This is a genomic window from Polaribacter sp. Hel1_85, assembly GCF_000766795.1.
GTDB lineage: Bacteria > Bacteroidota > Bacteroidia > Flavobacteriales > Flavobacteriaceae > Polaribacter.
This window is the reverse complement of the sequence record NZ_JPDS01000001.1, coordinates 668,356-680,973: the sequence shown is the minus strand read 5'-3', so window position 1 is coordinate 680,973 and position 12,618 is coordinate 668,356. Positions and strand designations below refer to the sequence as shown.

At 28.8% G+C, this 12,618-nt stretch carries 11 protein-coding genes and 1 riboswitch; of the genes, 6 read left to right on the top strand and 5 right to left on the bottom strand.

Annotated elements, in window-relative coordinates:
- Window positions 1-8: 8 nt before the first annotated feature.
- Window positions 9-701, top strand: a complete 693-nt coding sequence (locus PHEL85_RS02960; protein WP_036823033.1) for an aspartate/glutamate racemase family protein — start codon at window positions 9-11, stop codon at window positions 699-701.
- Between the two features lie 3 nt (window positions 702-704).
- On the opposite strand, the gene PHEL85_RS02955 is transcribed toward PHEL85_RS02960, so the two are convergent.
- Window positions 705-1,841 carry an ABC transporter substrate-binding protein gene (locus tag PHEL85_RS02955; protein ID WP_036820833.1) on the bottom strand — a complete coding sequence of 379 codons (1,137 nt, stop codon included), beginning with the start codon at window positions 1,839-1,841 and terminating at the stop codon, window positions 705-707.
- Window positions 1,841-2,878: a GMP reductase gene (locus PHEL85_RS02950; protein ID WP_036820831.1), complete on the bottom strand. Its 1,038-nt coding sequence runs from the start codon at window positions 2,876-2,878 to the stop codon at window positions 1,841-1,843. The genes PHEL85_RS02955 and PHEL85_RS02950 overlap by 1 nt, the downstream gene beginning before the upstream one ends.
- A 76-nt stretch (window positions 2,879-2,954) precedes the next feature.
- A riboswitch (cobalamin riboswitch) is annotated at window positions 2,955-3,152 on the top strand.
- An 82-nt stretch (window positions 3,153-3,234) separates the two neighbouring features.
- Between PHEL85_RS02950 and PHEL85_RS02945 the strand changes: the two genes are divergently transcribed.
- Window positions 3,235-5,181, top strand: coding sequence for a TonB-dependent receptor plug domain-containing protein (locus tag PHEL85_RS02945; protein ID WP_036820828.1), 1,947 nt, complete (start codon window positions 3,235-3,237; stop codon window positions 5,179-5,181).
- Between the two features lie 56 nt (window positions 5,182-5,237).
- On the opposite strand, the gene PHEL85_RS02940 is transcribed toward PHEL85_RS02945, so the two are convergent.
- The 3 genes from PHEL85_RS02940 to PHEL85_RS02930 are packed head-to-tail and all read right to left on the bottom strand — an operon-like array spanning window position 5,238 to window position 7,090.
- Window positions 5,238-5,750: a hypothetical protein gene (locus PHEL85_RS02940; protein WP_036820825.1), complete on the bottom strand. Its 513-nt coding sequence runs from the start codon at window positions 5,748-5,750 to the stop codon at window positions 5,238-5,240.
- Between the two features lie 3 nt (window positions 5,751-5,753).
- Window positions 5,754-6,473 (bottom strand): DUF3307 domain-containing protein, encoded by a 720-nt coding sequence (locus PHEL85_RS02935; protein ID WP_036820822.1) that lies wholly within the window; start codon window positions 6,471-6,473, stop codon window positions 5,754-5,756.
- Between the two features lie 2 nt (window positions 6,474-6,475).
- The gene (locus tag PHEL85_RS02930) at window positions 6,476-7,090 is read right to left on the bottom strand and encodes a SatD family protein (RefSeq protein ID WP_036820820.1); all 615 of its coding nucleotides are present in this window, start codon (window positions 7,088-7,090) and stop codon (window positions 6,476-6,478) included.
- A 239-nt stretch (window positions 7,091-7,329) separates the two neighbouring features.
- Between PHEL85_RS02930 and PHEL85_RS02925 the strand changes: the two genes are divergently transcribed.
- The 4 genes from PHEL85_RS02925 to PHEL85_RS02910 all read left to right on the top strand — a co-directional run bounded on the left by PHEL85_RS02925 (window position 7,330) and on the right by PHEL85_RS02910 (window position 12,576).
- Window positions 7,330-9,651 carry an ATP-dependent helicase gene (locus tag PHEL85_RS02925; RefSeq protein ID WP_036820818.1) on the top strand — a complete coding sequence of 774 codons (2,322 nt, stop codon included), beginning with the start codon at window positions 7,330-7,332 and terminating at the stop codon, window positions 9,649-9,651.
- 140 nt (window positions 9,652-9,791) lie between these two features.
- Window positions 9,792-10,442, top strand: coding sequence for a DUF4290 domain-containing protein (locus PHEL85_RS02920; protein ID WP_036823030.1), 651 nt, complete (start codon window positions 9,792-9,794; stop codon window positions 10,440-10,442).
- A 3-nt stretch (window positions 10,443-10,445) separates the two neighbouring features.
- Window positions 10,446-11,756 (top strand): UDP-N-acetylglucosamine 1-carboxyvinyltransferase, encoded by a 1,311-nt coding sequence (gene murA, locus PHEL85_RS02915; RefSeq protein ID WP_036820816.1) that lies wholly within the window; start codon window positions 10,446-10,448, stop codon window positions 11,754-11,756.
- A gap of 271 nt (window positions 11,757-12,027) precedes the next feature.
- Window positions 12,028-12,576 (top strand): nucleotide exchange factor GrpE, encoded by a 549-nt coding sequence (locus tag PHEL85_RS02910; RefSeq protein WP_036820814.1) that lies wholly within the window; start codon window positions 12,028-12,030, stop codon window positions 12,574-12,576.
- Window positions 12,577-12,618: the final 42 nt, after the last annotated feature.

Genomic DNA, 12,618 nt, shown 5'->3' with positions numbered 1-12,618 from the left:
TGTATGCTATGAAAAAAATTGGTTTAATAGGAGGAATTACTCCAGAATCTACCATTTTATATTACAGAATTTTAAACCAATTAAATGCTAGTAATTTAGGAAAACCTCATTCTGCAGAAGTTGTAATTAATTCTTTTGATTTTGGCCAAATAGCTAAACTTCAAAAAGAAAGTAGATGGGATTTGTTAGACGAAATAATGGCAGAAGCTGGTAAAAACTTAGAAAATGCTGGCGCAAAGTGTATTGTTATTTGTGCTAACACAATGCATTTATGTATTGATGCTGTTAGAAATGTGGTAAATATTCCTGTAATTCATATTGCAGAGGCAACTGCTAAAAATATTTTAGAAAAGAAGCTTACAAAAGTTGCTTTATTAGGAACTAAATACACAATGGAAAAAGATTTCTTTAAAGATATTTTAACCTCTTTTGGTATAGAAACAATGATTCCTGAATTAGAAGAAAGAGAAATAATCCATAACGTTATTTATGATGAACTTTCTACAGGTTTTATAAATTCTGATTCTAAGGAAAAATATATAAAAATTATAAATAGGTTGATTAAAAATGGGGCAGAAGGTATTATTTTAGGGTGTACAGAAATTCCATTATTAATACAACAAAAAGATGTTACTGTTCCTGTTTTTGATACAACAGAAATTCATGCTACTGTAGCATTTAAATTTGCTAAAACAAATTAAAATTTACTTCATTTTTTCAAAAAAAGTGAATTCATAATTTGGTAACAAATCAGGGTTTGTGATTTTTATGATATCTTTTAAAACTAAATCGGGTCTTGTTGGTGCTAATTCATAATAAATTACGCCACCAGTTTTTCCTTTTTTGGTGGATGGTGTATAAATACCATCATTTTGAAAAGCTTTAAATTTTGAAAATAATTCATTACTTTTTAACATTTGTTTTTTTGTAGAAAAATACCCAGGAGCAATCCAAAAATCTGCCTTTTCTCCTTTATCAAAAACACTTTCAAAACTTAACGACAAACTGCCTTTTCCCTTAGTATCTTTCCATAGATAATTAACATTTGCATCTTTTAAAAATTGAGCAACAAAACTTTCTCCAGCAGGTAAATTCCAAATGTCTTTACTCATTATAGCACCAGAAAGAATTGAAGGTTTTTTATTAGAGTTTAAGGCAATTTTTTTTGCTGACAAATAATTAGTTTCTATCACTTTAAAAATACTGTCTGCTTGTTTTTCTTTATCAAATAAAACACCAAAAAACTTAATCCATTCTGCTCTTCCTAAAGGAGTTTCTTCTAACCAATCTCCATTATAAATTACATTAATTCCAGCTTTTTTAATTGTTGTTAAGCTTTTATCTGCAGACGTTACACTATAACCAACAACCAATTCTGGCTGTAAGTCTAAAAGAATCTCTGTATTTAAAGAGCTTTCTTTTCCAATTTCTTTAATTCTTCCTTCATCAATTAATTGTCTTGTTTTTTCTGAAGAAACATACTTAGCATATGGAAAACCAACAATAGAAGTTTCTTCATTTAACAACTCAACCATAGGTATATGAGTAGTTGAAGTTACTACTATCTTTTCTATTGGAGTTGAAATTATTGATGATTCAATTTTTTTGATATTTGAACCAACTTTTTTCTTAATGATGTATTCAAAAGAATCCTCAGAATTTTGATATGCAGTTTTTATAATTAACTTTTTAGTTCCGTTTTCTTCAATAATATCAAAACCTTTAGCGTATTTAATACTACTTTTTGAAGTTGTAATATGATTATTTTTTACAATTTCTTTTTTACATGAAACCGAAATTAAAAGAAAAAATAAAAAAGGAATTAAGTATGCGTTTTTCATTAATTATAAACTTGATTTTCTTGTTCTTGAACTCTAATAAATGTAGTTCTTTTGGTTAATTCTTTTAATCTACTTGCTCCAACATATGTACATGTAGATCTAATTCCACCTAAAATATCAATAACAGTTTCTTCTACATTTCCTTTAAAAGGAACTTCAACTGTTTTTCCTTCAGAAGCTCTATAATTGGCAACGCCACCAGAATGTTTATTCATAGCAGTTTCTGAACTCATACCATAAAAAGCTTTGAATTTTTCTCCTTTTCTTTCTATCAATTCGCCACCACTTTCTTCATGACCAGCAAGCATTCCGCCTAACATTACAAAATCTGCACTTCCTCCAAATGCTTTAGAAAGATCACCTGGAATTTTACAGCCTCCATCAGAAATAATTTGACCTGCCATTCCATGAGCAGCATCTGCACATTCTATAATTGCAGATAATTGTGGATAACCAACTCCTGTTTTTACACGAGTTGTGCAAACTGAACCTGGTCCGATACCAACTTTAATAATATCTGCACCAGCTAACAATAATTCTTCTACCATTTCACCAGTAACAACATTACCAGCAATAATGACTTTATTAGGATGATTTTTACGCATTTTCTGTACAAAATTCACAAAGTGCTCAGAATATCCGTTAGCAACATCAATACAAATGAAATTAATTTGAGGAAATTTATCTAAAATTAGTTTTACTTTTTCAGAATCTTCTTTTCCTGTTCCTGTACTAACTGCAATATTATTAAGTGTTTTTTTATTAGCTTTAGATGCAAATTTTATCCATTCTTCTAAAGAATAATGTTTGTGAATTGCAGTAAATAGACCGTGTTTACTTAATGCTTTTGCCATTTCAAAAGTACCAACTGTATCCATATTTGCAGCCATAATTGGTATTCCCTTCCAAACTACATCACTATGTAAAAAAGTAAATTCTCTTTCTAAACTTACTTGCGAACGCGATTTTAAAGTTGATCTTTTTGGACGAATCATTACGTCTTTAAAACCTAATTTCAATTCATTTTCTATTCTCATAAATATCAAAAATAATTAGGGATTAAAGATATTAAATTTGATAAAGATTTTATTAGATTGTTAATAAGAATGCATATATATTTGCATAGATTTTGGTTTTGATGTAGAAATCATTTTACATCAAATTAAAAGGGAATCTGGTTAAATTCCAGAACTGTTCCCGCAACTGTAAGCTACTTAGCTTGTAACTAATTCTTTAACCACTGTTTGTATAAATGGGAAGGTTTGTTACAAGACGCAAGTCAGGAAACCTGCCATAAATCACGAGTTAAAAACTTTCGGGATAAAAGTTTATGTACTAATCTATTTATGTACACAAAATTTACCTGATTTATTGTAAATCAAATTTATTAAAAATGAAAAAACAATTCCTAATTGTTGGTGTTTTGGCATGTAGTTTTGTCAGCACAAATCTTTTTGCGCAAAAAAAAGAAAAGCAAAAAGAAAAAGTAGAAACCCTTAAAGAAGTTGTAATAACAGCAACAAAATTCAAGTTAAAAAAGGAAAATACGGGTAAAGTAATTCATAAAATTACTCAAAAAGAATTGCAGCAAAACGCTGGTAAAAATGTAATTGAAATTTTAAATACTGTTGCTGGTATTGATGTTAGAGGTGTAAATGCAAATGTATCTGAACCTAGAAGTATTAATATTAGAGGTGGTAGAAGTAGGCAGGTTTTGGTGTTAATAGATGGTGTGCCAGTTACAGATCAGTCTGCTATTAACCAAGAATTTGATTTACGACTTTTATCGTTAAGCCAAATTGAATCTATAGAGATTTTAAAAGGAGCTTCATCTACTTTATATGGTTCAGGCGCTGCAAATGCTGTTATTAATATTGTTTTAAAGAAAGCATCAGAAGATAAAATTTCTGGTTCTTTTGAAACAAGTTTTGGAACAAATAATACAGCTAGTGTTACTGGAAGTGGTTTGTCTGATAAAAATCAGAATGTAGCTTTAAACGGAACCTTGGGGAACTTTAATTTTTTAAGTTCTTTCAGTATTACTGGAATTGACGGAATGTCATCAGCAAAAAGTAAAACGAATACTGCTTTTGAAGAAGATAGTTTTTATAGTAAAAATGCATTAGTAAAATTGGGTTATAAGGTAAATAGTCAAGTTTCTGTAGAAACCTTCTTAAATTATGATGAATTTGATTATGATTTTGATACAGGTGCATTTTCTGACAGTGATGTTAATACAGGAGATCAAAACCAATTTAGATTTGGAATTAAACCAAGTTTTAATTATGAAAAAGGTAAATTATATGTTTTAGCTTCTGTAAATGAAGTAAAAAGAAATATAAATCAGTTTAATTCTTATGGAGGAACCTTAGATAATTATCAATTTAAAGGAAGAAGCGTTAATGTAGATTTGGTAAATAAGTATGAGTTTTCATCAAAAATTCAAGTAATTACAGGTCTTAATTATCAAGAACATAGCAATCAAACTGAAACTCCATTTGCAACTATAGATAAAGATGTTGCTAATTTTAATACAATTGATCCTTATGCAAGTGTTGTTTATATTTCTGACTATGGTTTAAGTGCAAATGTTGGAGGACGTTTAAATATTCATAATGTTTATGGTAATCATATGGTTTATGATGGAAACTTAGCGTATTCAGTTTTAAAAGATGAAAATGCTTCTGTTAAATTGTTAACTTCATATAGTACAGCATTTATTGCTCCTAGTTTGTATCAATTATATGATGGGTTTGCAGGTAATATTGATTTAAAACCAGAATCAAATAAAACTTTTGAAGCAGGTTTTGATGTAAATTATCAAGATTGGATTCAGTTGGATGCTGTTTACTTTAGCAGAAAAGAAGAAGATGCAATTATTTATGATAATACTACTTATAAATATGGAAACGGTTCTTCTGATGCTAATGGATTTGAGGTAAATACTAAAATTACACCAGTTAGTTTTTTAACTTTAAATGCTTCTTATACTTATGTTGATAAAGATCAAACAGAAGACTTTAACGATTACATTCCTGCTAATAAAATAGTTGCTGGAGTAGATATTACTGCGTTAGACAATGCATTCTTTAATCTAACTTATAGAAATGTAGGTGACAGAACTATTTTTGATAGATGGGGTTCTTTTGGAACTGCAGGAGTTGATGTTATTTTACCAAGTTACCAAGTTTTAGACTTTACTGCTAATTATAAATTATTAGATGAAACTGTAACATTTTTTGGTGCTGTAACTAATATTTTAGATGAAGATTATGATGATGTTTTAGGTTTTTCTACAAGAGGTAGAAATTTTAAAGTAGGAGTAAGCCTTCAGTTTTAAATATTAATATTATTTTTTTAAAAAAAAGTAAAAGGCTCCTAATTAGGAGCCTTTTTTTATAGTAATTTTTTTACTTCATTTTTTATAAATGAAATTGCAGTTTCTGTTGGTGGTAATGTTGTAGAGTAATGCATTATAACATTTTCTCTTAAACTATTTGCAGAGTCTGATGTTTCTGCAACTTGTTTTAACTTGTTGATAATTGTATTTTTAGTTGCCAAAATAGCTGTCCAAGAATCATTAGAAATGTAAATTTGTTGCACCAAATTATGCTCAAATTCTTGCTCTATATTTGCAATTAATAATTGTAAATAATCTTGTGTGTTTTCTGAAAGAGGTTTAATTCTTACCAACATTTTCACAGGATTTATACGCTCACAAAATAATAACATTCTTTCATAAGCTTGTAATTTAATTGGTAAAGAATCTTTCTTTTTCTGAGCTATAAACTCTAGTTTTTTTTCAGAATTTTGCTGTTTTATAAATCCATTAAACATATAATAGGCAACGAAACCTGTAACTGCTGCAGGTAAAATGTATGCTATACTTTCTATTAATTTTTCTTCCATAAATTAGAGTAAATTTAATACATACAAATATAGAACTCCTAAAAATATAGCAAGCCCAAAACTTAATAAAGTACCAATTAAAATGTATTCTGTGAGTTTTCTGTCTTTAGATGAAGTTAAATCTCCAAATCTAAACACAGATTTTGCTGCCAATAAAAAACCAATGGCTTCCCAGTGATTGGTAATTACAAAAGTAAATACAAACAAACGTTCTAAGATTCCTATATATCGTCCTGCTTTTGCCAAAGAATCATCATTCTCTTTTTTGCTTTCAGGATTCCATTGTGTTATAATTATTTTAATAATAATTGCAGAAACAAAGCTTACTAAAAGTACAAAAATTATCAGTAATAAAATTTTATCCGTGAAGATATTTTCTAATGAAAATGAAGAGTTACCATATAAATAGCTTACAATTAATAATATTAAAATATGTAATAATTGATCTACAAAAAACCAAATTCGTTTCGTTTTCTTCTTTTGAAGATAGAGTTTTAGCACATCAATAATATAATGAGAAGTTATAATTAATAAAAAACCTAACCAATATTCTTTTAAATTAAATTGAAGCACAAATAGTAAGATTACTGTATGAAGGCCAATATGTAAATATAGCTTTACAGATTTTACTTTTTTTTCCTCTTTGTTTTTTACCCATTTTTCTGGTTGAAAAACAAAATCACCAAGAATGTGAGACAACAAAAGTTTTAAGAATAATAACATATTTATATCTGTGTTTTTTGTTGTATTAATTTTCTAAAACGTTTTTCTAGTTTCATAATTGGATCAAAACCAGCTCTTTTTTGACGTTCGCTAACTCTTCCTTGGGTTATTCCTAAAATAGTAGCAATCTCCTTTTGAGTAATATTTTCTGATTCTAAAGAAAGCTTAAAAACTTCTGCAGAATTTTTACTCCAAGAATCCATTGTTAATAATGCTAAATCAAATGCAATATTTAATTCATCATCAATTTCTTGCCAAGGTGTTTTAATAGCGATAGTTTGTTTCTTTAAGTAGGTATCAAAAGCATAACCAGAATTTATAAATGCTTCTCCATTAGATTCTGTAATCTTATCAACATTAAATTCTTTTTCACCAATTCCAATGCCTATTCTAACATCAATATTTTCTTTAGATTTTAAATGAGATTTTATTTTTAAAGCTGCATAAAATGCATTTTCACAATTTTCTACTTCTAATTGAAAACTATCACCTCTGTAGATTTGCCAATATTTTGGAGATTTACCAAAAGTACTTAACGTTTCTTTTAAGGTTTTTAACCAAAAATTATCGTCTTTCTTTCTTGAATTGATAATATCACCTGTTAAAATGCTAGTCATTATTCCTATAAATTTTAAGCTAATATATAATTTATTACATTAAAATACAAAATTATCTGCCTGTAAGCAGATATTTTAATTTATCTGTCTATGGACAGATATTTGTACTTATCTGCCTTTAAGCAGATATAATTGGTTTTTAATAATGAATAACTTGTGAATAAAAATTAATCATCTTATTTTAAAGAAACGAATAGTTTGGCTAAATTCACGTTTTCAAACTCTTTCAAAACAAACTATTGAATACATATTTAGATACATTAAACGCAGCACAAAAACAGGCTGTCTTACAAAAAGACGGACCAATGATTATAATCGCTGGTGCAGGCTCTGGTAAAACACGTGTATTAACTTACAGGATTGCGCATTTAATGCAGCAAGGTGTAGATTCTTTTAATATTCTTTCATTAACATTTACTAACAAAGCAGCAAAAGAAATGAAAGCAAGAATTGCTGGAGTTGTTGGTAATAGTGAAGCAAAGAACCTTTGGATGGGAACTTTTCACTCTGTTTTTGCAAGAATTTTAAGATCAGAAGCAGATAAACTTGGTTTTCCATCTAACTTTACAATTTACGATACACAAGATTCAGTTCGTTTAATAACTGCTATTATTAAGGAAATGAGTTTGGATAAAGAACGTTACAAAGCAAAACAGATATTAGGAAGAATATCATCTTTTAAAAACAGTTTGGTAACGGTAAGAGCCTATTTTAATAATCCTGAATATTTACAGCAAGATACAGAAGCTAGTAGACCAAAGGTAGGTGATATTTATAAGGAATATGTTGATAGATGTTTTAAAGCAGGTGCAATGGATTTTGATGATTTGTTGTTGAGAACCAATGAATTATTGGCAAAATTTCCTGATGTTTTAGCAAAATACCAAGACCGATTTAGATATATAATGGTTGATGAGTATCAAGATACAAATCACTCACAATATATAATTGTTAGAGCTTTAGCAGATAAATTTGGAAACATTTGTGTTGTTGGAGATGATTCTCAAAGTATCTATAGTTTTAGGGGCGCAAATATTCAGAATATATTAAACTTTCAGAAAGATTATCCTGATGTAAAAACATTTAAATTAGAACAAAATTATCGTTCCACAAAAAATATTGTAAATGCAGCAAATTCTGTAATTGCAAGAAATAAAACAAAATTAGATAAAGAAGTTTGGACTTCTAATGACTCTGGTGATGCTATAAATGTAATGCGTACAATTTCTGATGGAGAAGAAGGACGTTTTGTAGCACAATCTATTTGGGAAAACCAAATGAATCATCAATTAAGTCCGGATGATTTTTGTGTTTTATATAGAACAAATTCACAATCTAGAGCAATAGAAGATGCGTTGCGTAAAAAAGGAATTGATTATAAAATTTATGGAGGAATGTCTTTTTATCAAAGAAAAGAAATTAAAGACCTTTTATCATACTTAAGAATTTTAATCAATCCAAATGATGAAGAAGCGTTAAAAAGAATTATCAATTATCCTGCAAGAGGAATTGGAGCAACAACTATAGATAAGTTAACAATAGCAGCAAATCATTATAAAAAATCAATTTTTGAAATTATAAAGTATATTGATAAAATCGATTTAAAAATAAATTCTGGAACTAAAAATAAACTTCAGAATTTTATGAATATGATGTTGCGTTTACAAATTGAATCACAAACAAAAAACGCATTTGAAATAGCAGAAATTGTTGTAAAACAAACCCTTCTAATTAAAGATTTAGAAAAAGACGGAACTCCAGAAGCAGTTAGTAAAGTAGAAAATGTTCAAGAATTATTAAACGGAATTAAAGATTTTATTACTGATAAAATTGAAGAAGGAGAAGATACGTCTTTAACTACATTTTTAGAAGATGTTGCTTTGGCTACAGATTTCGATTCTAAAAAAGATGATGACAAACCAAGTGTTTCTTTAATGACCATTCATCAATCTAAAGGATTAGAGTATATGTATATTTATATTGTTGGTTTAGAGGAAAATTTATTTCCATCAGCAATGAGTATGAATACCAGAAGTGAGTTAGAGGAAGAACGTAGGTTATTTTATGTGGCTTTAACAAGAGCAGAAAAAGTAGCTTATTTATCTTATGCACAAACACGTTATAGATGGGGTAAGTTAGTAGATGCAGAACCAAGTAGATTTTTAGAAGAAATTGATGATCAATATTTAAATTATATCACTCCAAAATCTCCAACTCCATCTGTAAACAATTTTCTTGATAAAAGTATTTTTGATGATGCACCAAAAGGAATTCGTTTTCAAAAACCAATTCAACGTAAAAAAATGGAGCGTAATTTAATTAAAAAGAAAGAAATCATAATTCCTAAAAACCTTAAAAAAGTATCTCAAGCAACCTCTAAATCTAATTTATTTGATGGCAAAATTATTGTAGGTAATATTGTAGAACACAATAGATTTGGTAGAGGAGAAGTACTTGCTTTAGAAGGAAATGGTCCTAATAAAAAAGCAGAAATTAAATTTGGTACAGTAGGAAAAAAGAAATTGTTATTGCAATTTGCAAAATTAAAAGTGATTGGATAAAAATCTTCAATAAAACTAAAAATAAATTACTATTTTGCAACGTTAAATAACTACAAATAATAATTTGTCAGTTCGAGTGTTTTCTTTTGATTAAAATGAATAAAGAAAATGTATCGAGAACACTTCTCAAAAATAAAAAAATGACATTCGATTTAGAGTACAATTCAGAAAGACCGTTAATGATAATTCCAGAATACGGCAGACATATTCAAAAATTAGTAGACCATTGTGTCGCTTTAGAAACTAAAGAAGAACGCGATAAAATGGCGAAAGCTATTGTAGACGTTATGGGTAATTTACAACCGCATTTGCGTGATGTTCCAGATTTTAAACACAAACTTTGGGATCAGTTATACATAATGGCAGATTTTAAATTAGATGTGGAGTCTCCTTATCCTCAGCCTTCAAAAGAAGAATTACAAGAAAAGCCAGAAGGTTTAGCTTATCCAAAATCAGCATCAAGATATCGTTATTACGGTAACAATATTCAAACAATGATAGATATTGCTTTGAGTTGGGAAGAAGGAGATAAGAAAGAAGCATTGGTTTTTACCATTGCCAATCATATGAAAAAATGTTATTTAAATTGGAATAAAGATACAGTAGATGATGCTGTTATTTTTAACCATTTATATGATTTATCTGATGGAAAATTAGATTTAAGAAGCTCAGAAGAAAAATTATCAGAAAGCAAGAATTTACTTAGAAAACCACGTACACAAGGTCAAGGTAGTTCTAAAACCACTCACAAGAAACAACATCATAACAATAAAAATAGAAAAAGATACTAGTATATGGCATCATTTAAAATTGAAGGAGGACATAAATTAAGCGGAACAATTACTCCTCAAGGAGCTAAAAACGAAGTTTTACAAATACTTTGTGCTGTTTTATTAACTCCAGAAAGAGTTGTGGTTAATAATGTTCCTGATATTATTGATGTAAATAAATTAATTTTTATTCTTGGAGAATTAGGTGTAAAAGTTGAAAAGTTAAGTAGAAATTCTTATGCTTTTCAAGCAGATGAAATTGATTTAGATTATTTAGAATCTGCAGAATTTAAAAAAGATGGAAGTTCTTTAAGAGGTTCTATTATGATTGTAGGTCCACTTTTAGCTCGTTTTGGTAGAGGATATATTCCAAGACCTGGAGGAGATAAAATTGGTCGTAGACGTTTAGATACACACTTTGAAGGTTTTATTAGATTAGGAGCAAAGTTTAGATATAATAAAGAAGAGCATTTTTATGGTGTAGAAGCAGATGAACTTCATGGAGTAGAAATGTTGTTAGATGAAGCCTCTGTTACAGGAACTGCAAATATTTTAATGGCAGCTGTTTTAGCTACAGGAACCACAAAAATTTACAATGCAGCTTGTGAACCTTATATTCAACAATTATCAAAAATGTTGAATTCTATGGGAGCAAAAATTTCAGGAGTTGGTTCTAACTTATTAATTGTCGAAGGAGTAGATTCTTTAGGTGGTTGTGAGCATACAGTTTTACCAGATATGATTGAAATTGGTTCTTGGATTGGTGTTGCAGTTATGACACGTTCAGAATTAACAATCAAAAACGTTAGTTGGGAAAACCTTGGGCAAATTCCAAATGTATTTAGAAAACTAGGAATTCAACTAGAAAAAAGAGGTGATGACATTTACATTCCAGAACAAGATTCTTACGAAATACAAAACTATATAGATGGTTCAGTTTTAACAGTAGCAGATGCTCCTTGGCCAGGTTTTACACCAGATTTATTGAGTATTGTTTTAGTGATTGCAACACAAGCAAAAGGAACTGTTTTAATACATCAAAAAATGTTTGAAAGCCGTTTGTTTTTCGTTGATAAATTAATCGATATGGGAGCAAAAGTTATTTTATGTGATCCACACAGAGCAACGGTAATTGGTCACGATCATCAATCTCAATTAAAAGCTACAAAAATGACTTCTCCAGATATTAGAGCTGGTATTTCATTATTAATAGCAGCATTATCTGCAAGCGGAACAAGTATCATTAATAATATTGAGCAAATAGATAGAGGTTACGAGAATATTGAAGCTCGATTAAAATCAATTGGCGCAAAAATTGAAAGAATAGAAGATTAAAAGCAGATTTATAAGAAGCTATTTCCCGCTTTTCACTATATCTTTTTTTTATGCTGAATTTAGTTCAGTATCTTACTATTTTAAAAGCTAAATTTTATTATAACAGAAACTGAATCGGGTTCAACACAAAAAAAAAGGATGCCGTTTCAATCGGGGCTAAGCTTGTTTGCCAGCTAAATAATAATATTAAAAATAGTGTCAACTTGACACTATTTTTTTATTGGCAACATTTTTGTCAATAAATTGTAGACAATTTAACGATTACAAAGAAATGAGTAAGAAAGATAAAATACAAGAAGAAGAAATTAAAAACGAACAAGAAACTGTTCAAGTAGAAGAAAATCAAGAAGTTGAATCAGAAGTTGTAAAAGAAGAACCAACAGCAGAAGAGTTAATTCAAGCTGAAAAAGACAAGTTTTTACGTCTTTTTGCAGAGTTTGAAAACTATAAAAAAAGAACATCTAGAGAAAGAATAGAATTATTTAAAACAGCCGGACAAGAAGTAATGACATCTTTACTGCCAGTAATAGATGATTTTGAACGCGCTTTGTCACATATTGAAGAAGATAAAGAAGCAGAGGAATTGAGAAAAGGTGTTTTATTAATTTACAATAAATTTTACAATACTTTAGAGCAAAAAGGATTATCAAAAATGGAAACTAGACAAGGGGACGTTTTTGATGCTGAATATCATGAAGCTATTACACAAATTCCAGCACCTTCAGATGATTTAAAAGGAAAAGTTATCGATTGTGTAGAAAAAGGTTACAAATTAGGAGATAAAATAATTCGTTACCCAAAAGTGGTTATCGGACAATAAATTACAATTAACAATGTACAATTACCACTGATCATTGATTAC

Excerpts from the sequence above, each read along its gene's own strand:
- PHEL85_RS02960 (WP_036823033.1), top strand. The coding sequence starts at position 9 with ATGAAAAAAATTGGTTTAATAGGAGGAATTACTCCAGAATCTACCATT.
- PHEL85_RS02955 (WP_036820833.1), bottom strand. The coding sequence starts at position 1,841 with ATGAAAAACGCATACTTAATTCCTTTTTTATTTTTTCTTTTAATTTCG.
- PHEL85_RS02950 (WP_036820831.1), bottom strand. The coding sequence starts at position 2,878 with ATGAGAATAGAAAATGAATTGAAATTAGGTTTTAAAGACGTAATGATT.
- PHEL85_RS02945 (WP_036820828.1), top strand. The coding sequence starts at position 3,235 with ATGAAAAAACAATTCCTAATTGTTGGTGTTTTGGCATGTAGTTTTGTC.
- PHEL85_RS02940 (WP_036820825.1), bottom strand. The coding sequence starts at position 5,750 with ATGGAAGAAAAATTAATAGAAAGTATAGCATACATTTTACCTGCAGCA.
- PHEL85_RS02935 (WP_036820822.1), bottom strand. The coding sequence starts at position 6,473 with ATGTTATTATTCTTAAAACTTTTGTTGTCTCACATTCTTGGTGATTTT.
- PHEL85_RS02930 (WP_036820820.1), bottom strand. The coding sequence starts at position 7,090 with ATGACTAGCATTTTAACAGGTGATATTATCAATTCAAGAAAGAAAGAC.
- PHEL85_RS02920 (WP_036823030.1), top strand. The coding sequence starts at position 9,792 with ATGACATTCGATTTAGAGTACAATTCAGAAAGACCGTTAATGATAATT.
- murA (WP_036820816.1), top strand. The coding sequence starts at position 10,446 with ATGGCATCATTTAAAATTGAAGGAGGACATAAATTAAGCGGAACAATT.
- PHEL85_RS02910 (WP_036820814.1), top strand. The coding sequence starts at position 12,028 with ATGAGTAAGAAAGATAAAATACAAGAAGAAGAAATTAAAAACGAACAA.